Source organism: Frankia sp. CcWB3 (assembly GCF_977927595.1).
On the sequence record NZ_CDWRCK010000165.1, the window covers coordinates 3,857 to 10,045 of the forward strand.

Here is a 6,189-nt window from a genome sequence, read left to right on the forward strand (position 1 = left end):
CCGCAGGATCTGTCCTGCCAATAGCTATCCTGACCGACATCCTGAGAGCGGACGGTCAGCCAACAGCATCTGTGCAGGTCAGCGACGGTGCGTCCTGGACCGTCCGCCGCTGAACCGGACGGTCCCGCCGCTCCGCTTCCCGAGTCGAGGCCGGTCAGACAGCTACGCCAGCGGGCTCCGCCACGTTCTGCGGCTCATTTGTAGCTACCGGTGTAGCAAAGGCCCGCGGCTGTCTGGGAAGTGATGCGGCGCGCTCGACCGCGAGTGCGGGCGTCGCAGGTCCTGCGGCTTCAGCGGCCCGTTCAGGTGGAGAGGTGCCGGACCTGCGTCTCGGAGCGGACGCCTGACCAGGGCATTTGTTTAACGTCGGACGCGATTGACGGGGCACTGCGGCGGGCGAGAGCCGGCTTGACCGTGCTGTCCCGAAGCGGACGGTCTGCCGGAAGTGTCGATGCAGGTCAGCGGGGGTGCGCGGGCGACCGTCCGCTGGCCAACCGCAGTCGGCGTTGCTACACCCGTTGCTACATAACGATCTACAAAAGCGGTAAACGATCTCTTCCGAGAGGTAAAACCGCAGGTCAGAAGTGGTGGGCAGGGGCGGGGTCGAACCGCCGACCTTCCGCTTTTCAGGCGGACGCTCGTACCGACTGAGCTACCTGCCCCGGGTAGTGCGACTCTCGCATGAGCCACAGCGCACTGTTAGCCCTACGAACGCGGTCCCGACGGGATTCGAACCCGCGACCTCCGCCTTGACAGGGCGGCGTGAACTCCAGGCTTCACCACGGGACCATGCTCTAGATCGATCTTCAGTTGTCGCCTTCCAGGTGCCAGTCACGGTCCCTGTCCGGATCTGGAGGTCATGCTACACGACACCGGGACCACTCGAAGGGCCGGGAGCCCAGGATCCTTGCCCAACAGTCCACGCACACGATCGCTCACGATTCGCTACGAAGACGCGACATCGGCATGAGATCTGCGGAGTCCGCGCGGCGGGCGCGGCGGCACGCCGGGCGCGCCCAGGAACGCCAGGCACGCCGCCGACCTCGAGGGAATCGAGCGAAAGGCGCGCAGCAGCACGGAGTCGATCCAGACCGCCGTTGCCGATCCCGTTCTGACCCGGGTCGAGGACGGGGTCGCCGTCGTCACCCTGAACCGGCTCGAGGTCATGAACGCGTTCACCCTGCCGATGGCCACCGCCTACGCGCAGGCCCTGCGTGCCGCGGACGCCGACCCGGAGGTCCGGTTCATCGCGGCCTCCGCCTCCGTCAACTCCGGCTTCTCCCGCCTCAGCCTGGTCGTCGAATACGGTCTGTCCTGGCATCTTCCCCGGATCATGGGCACCGCCCGGGTCTCGGACTTCCTGCTGTCCGGCCACGCCGTCAGTGCCGCCGAGGCGGCCGAGCTCGGGCTGGTCAACCAGATGATCACGGATGGCGACGTACTGGACCACGCGGTGCGCTACGCCACCGACATCGCGCGGTCCTGCTCACCGATGTCCCTGGCCGCCATCAAGGCGCGGGTCTACGGGGACCTGGAACGCAACGGGGACCTGGAACGCAGCCGCGCGGACGCGCTCACCGACGCCCTCGCCCAGATGGACACCTCCTTGCCGGCAGCCACCCCGGGCAGCCAGCGATTCCGCTGTTCCTCGGTGCACAGATCGCGCAGGTATGGCCCCACGATGCTCACGACACTCAGCCCGGCGGTGCGACACTGCGGGCCTATGGGCTTGTCCGTGGCGGTTGCCGGTGTCGTCAACGTCCAGCAGACGATCCCGGTCGATGGTTTCCCCCTCGCCTACCCCCCGGTGCGCTATCTGAACCGGTCGCTGCGCCTGGAAGTCGCCGGGGTCGGCTGCAACGTCGCCCGCGGGCTCGCCGCGCTGGGCAGCGACGTGCGACTGGCGTCCCTGGTCGGGCAGGACGACGCCTATGCACAGGACTGGCTCACCCGGGCGTCGATCGTGTTCTGCTCGGCGGAGAACCTCACCGTACCCCCCGATGCCTTTGCCCGGCAGTTGCTTGCCCGGGGACCGGCACGGATCGTGGTCGTGGGTCTGGGCGCGCGGGGTTGCCTGCTGGCGGTGGCGGACCGGCCGGTGCGCGCTGTCGCGGCGGTCGCACCGCTGGGCGTGGTGGACACAACCGGCGGGGGTGATGCGCTGTTCGCCGGGTTCCTGCACTACTGGCTGGCCACCGGCGATCCCGACCGTGCCATCGACCGCGCGGTGCTTGTCGCCGGTTGGACGGTCGGTTTCCCGGGCACGGGCCACCATCCGACCGACGCCCAGATCCGTGCGCTGTATGCCGGCACCTCCGCCAAGTCCGGATGAGCTCACGCGCGGCGCGGACCGGTGTCCCGCCCGGGTGGCGTGCGACTCTCAAGCGACAGCAGCAACGGCGAGGAAACGCTCGAGCCGACGTGAAGTGATCACGATGGCACGGTATCGTCACTCACAGGTCGAGAGGCGCTGCAACGGGCCCAGGTCCGCCACGCTCGGCCCGCACCGTTCAGTAAGGGCGCCTCCCATAACCGGGAGGTGGTCTGATGGCAGGGTCCAGGTCGGTCGACGAGGTGGCCGTCCATGACGGCGCGATCGAGGCCAGCACGGCCGGGGCAAACGCGGTCGAGGCCGGCGCGGTCGAGGCCAGCACGGTCGGGGCCGGCGAGCGGGAGCTCCGGGAGCTGCTGGCCCAGCGGGTCGTCGTGCTCGACGGGGCCTGGGGCACGATGCTGCAGAACGCCGGGCTCACCCCGGCCGACTACCGCACGGAGCGGTTCCGCGACCACCCGAAGGACGTCGCCGGCGACCCGGACCTGCTGAACCTGACCCGTCCGGATGTGATCCTCGACGTGCACCGGCAGTATCTCGCGGCCGGCGCGGACATCACCACGACGAACACGTTCACCGCGACGAGCATCGGCCAGGCGGACTACGGGCTGCAGTCGCTGGTGCGGGAGATGAACCTGCGGAGCGCGCGGCTGGCCCGCCAGGCCGCGGACGAGGCCGCCCGGCAGACCGGGGGGCGCCGGTTCGTCGCCGGTTCGATCGGCCCATTGAACGTCACGCTCTCGCTGTCTCCGCGGGTGGAGGATCCGGCGTACCGGGCGGTGACCTTCGACGAGGTCCGGGCCGCCTACGCCGAGCAGATCCAGGCGTTGGCGGACGGCGGGGTCGACCTGCTGCTCATCGAGACGATCTTCGACACGCTCAACGCGAAGGCCGCGATCGCCGCCGCCCGCGAGGTCGCCCCGCGGCTGCCGCTGTGGATCTCGGTAACGATCGTCGACCTGTCCGGGCGGACGCTGTCGGGGCAGACCGTCGAGGCGTTCTGGAGCTCCATCGCCCACGCGCATCCGCTGGTCGTCGGGGTGAACTGCTCGCTCGGTGCCGAGGAGATGCGCCCGCATGTCGCCGAGCTCGCCCGGCTCGCCGACACGTTCACGGCCTGCCATCCCAACGCCGGCCTGCCGAACGCCTTCGGCGGCTACGACCAGACCCCGGACGAGGCCGGCCGGCTGATCGGCGAATTCGCCGCCGCGGGCCTGGTCAACATCGTCGGCGGCTGCTGCGGGACGACGCCGGCGCACATCGCGCGGATCGCCGCCGCCATCGCCGGCGCGGCGCCGCGCCCGGTTCCGGCCCCGCCGGCGCGCACCCGCTTCAGCGGGCTGGAGCCGTTCGAGATCGGCGAAGATACCGGCTTCGTCATGATCGGGGAGCGCACCAACGTCACCGGTTCGGCGCGGTTCCGGCGGCTGATCGAGGCCGACGACTACCAGGCCGCCGTGGACGTCGCCCTGGAGCAGGTGCGCGGCGGGGCCAACCTGCTCGACGTCAACATGGACGCCGACCTGCTCGACAGCGAGCGGGCGATGACCACGTTCCTGAACCTGCTCGCCACCGAGCCGGAGGCGGCCCGCCTGCCCATCATGGTCGACAGCTCGCGGTGGAGCGTGCTGGAGGCCGGGCTGCGCTGCGTGCAGGGCAAGGGCGTCGTCAACTCGATCAGCCTCAAGGAGGGTGAGGAGCCCTTCCTGGAGCAGACCCGGCGCATCCGCGACTACGGCGCCGGCGTGGTCGTGATGGCCTTCGACGAGCGGGGCCAGGCCGACACCGCCGAACGCAAGGTGGCGATCTGCGCCCGCGCCTACGACCTGCTCACCCAGCGGGTCGGCTTCCCGGCCGAGGACATCGTGTTCGACCCGAACGTGCTCGCCGTCGCCACCGGCATCGCCGAGCACAACGGCTACGCGAAGGCGTTCCTCGACGCGTTGCCACTGATCAAGCATCGCTGCCCGGGAGCGCGGACCAGCGGCGGCATCTCGAACCTGTCGTTCTCCTTCCGCGGCAACGACATCGTCCGCGAGGCGATGCACTCGGCGTTCCTCCTCCACGCCGTGCGCGCCGGGCTCGACATGGGCATCGTCAACGCCGGCCAGCTCGCCGTCTACCAGGACATCCCCGCCGACCTGCTCGAACTCGTCGAGGACGTGCTCTTCGACCGGCGCGACGACGCCACCGACCGGCTCGTCGCGTTCGCCGAGACCGTGAGCGGGAGCGGCACGAAGCGCACGGTGGACCTGTCCTGGCGCGAGGCGCCGGTCGAGGAGCGCCTGGCGCACGCGCTCGTGCACGGCATCGTCGACTTCATCGAGCCCGACACGGAGGAGGCCCGGGCGCGGGCGGCCCGCCCCCTCGACGTGATCGAGGGACCGCTCATGGACGGCATGAAGATCGTCGGTGATCTCTTCGGATCCGGGAAGATGTTCCTGCCGCAGGTGGTCAAGAGCGCCCGGGTGATGAAGCGCTCGGTCGCCTACCTGGAACCGTTCATGGAGGCCGAGAAGCAGCAGGCGCTGCTGGCCGGCACCGACACCGCCGGCACCGGCCGTGGCAACCGTGGCAACGGCACGGTGGTGCTCGCGACCGTCAAGGGCGACGTGCATGACATCGGCAAGAACATCGTGGGTGTGGTCCTCGGCTGCAACAACTACGAGGTCATCGACCTGGGGGTCATGGTCCCCGCCACGGTCATCCTCGACACGGCGGTGGCGGAGGGCGCCGACGCGATCGGCCTGTCCGGCCTGATCACTCCGTCCCTGGACGAGATGGTCACGGTCGCCACCGAGATGCAGCGCCGCGGGCTGAAGCTGCCCCTGCTGATCGGCGGCGCCACCACCTCGCGCCAGCACACCGCCGTCCGCATCGCCCCCGCCTACGACGCCACCACCGTCCATGTGCTGGACGCCTCCCGCGTCGTCGGCGTGGTCTCGGACCTGCTCGACGCTGACCGGGCCGGGGAGCTCGCCGTGCGTAACCGGGCGGAGCAGAAGCTCCTGCGTGAGCAGCACGAGAACCGCCAGCAGCGCCCGCTGCTCCCCCTCGCGCAGGCCCGGGCGAACCGCGAGCAGGTCACGTTCGACGACCTGCCCGTCCCCGCCTTCACCGGCGTCCGCGTCGTCACCCCGGACCTCAGCGCGCTGCGCGCGATGATCGACTGGCAGTTCTTCTTCCTTGCCTGGGAGCTGAAGGGCAAGTTCCCGGCGATCCTGGACCAGCCGGTGGCCCGCGAGCTGTACGACGAGGCGAACGTCCTGCTCGATCAGATCATTGCGGACGGTAGCCTTCAGGCCCGCGGGGCCTACGGCTTCTGGCCCGCCGTCGCGGAGGACGACGACATCCTGATCGATCTGATCGACGTCGGCGCGGTGAACAGCGCCGGCTCGCCGGGTCCGGGTGGCTCGCCGGGTCCGGGTGGCACGTCGGGTCAGGGTGCCACGGAGCGGCTGCGCCTGCCGATGTTGCGCCAGCAGACGGCCAAGCCCGCGGGGCGGCCGAACCGCAGCCTCGCCGACTACCTGGCCCCGGCCGGGGACCACATCGGCGGGTTCGCCGTGGCCGTCCACGGCGCCGACACGCTCGCGGCCGGCTTCGAGGCTCGGCAGGACGACTACCGGGCGATCATGGTGAAGGCCCTGGCCGACCGGCTCGCCGAGGCGTTCGCCGAGTATGTCCACCTTGAGGCGCGACGCGCCTGGTTCGAGCCGGACGCCGAGCCGTCGCTGGAGGATCTGCACGCCGAGCGATTCCGCGGCATTCGTCCCGCCTTCGGCTACCCGGCGAGCCCCGACCACAGCGAGAAGCAGGCGCTGTTCGACCTGCTGGACGCCGGGCGGGTGGGGATG

The 6,189-nt window shown here is 70.3% G+C and carries 2 protein-coding genes and 2 tRNA genes; 2 read left to right on the plus strand and 2 right to left on the minus strand.

The features are described from left to right. Positions 1-585: 585 nt before the first annotated feature. Together ACY5KJ_RS13380 and ACY5KJ_RS13385 are read right to left on the minus strand one after the other, a co-directional pair. Positions 586-662: transfer RNA gene (locus ACY5KJ_RS13380), tRNA-Phe, on the minus strand. A gap of 52 nt (positions 663-714) precedes the next feature. Further along, positions 715-789, minus strand: a tRNA-Asp gene (locus tag ACY5KJ_RS13385). Between the two features lie 376 nt (positions 790-1,165). Between ACY5KJ_RS13385 and ACY5KJ_RS13390 the strand changes: the two genes are divergently transcribed. Together ACY5KJ_RS13390 and metH are read left to right on the plus strand one after the other, a co-directional pair. Next, on the plus strand, positions 1,166-2,332 hold the full coding sequence (locus ACY5KJ_RS13390; protein WP_462203478.1) for a PfkB family carbohydrate kinase: 1,167 nt from the start codon (positions 1,166-1,168) through the stop codon (positions 2,330-2,332). 215 nt (positions 2,333-2,547) lie between these two features. After that, positions 2,548-6,189: methionine synthase (metH, locus tag ACY5KJ_RS13395; protein ID WP_462203479.1), on the plus strand; the 3,642-nt coding region annotated here is incomplete at its 3' end.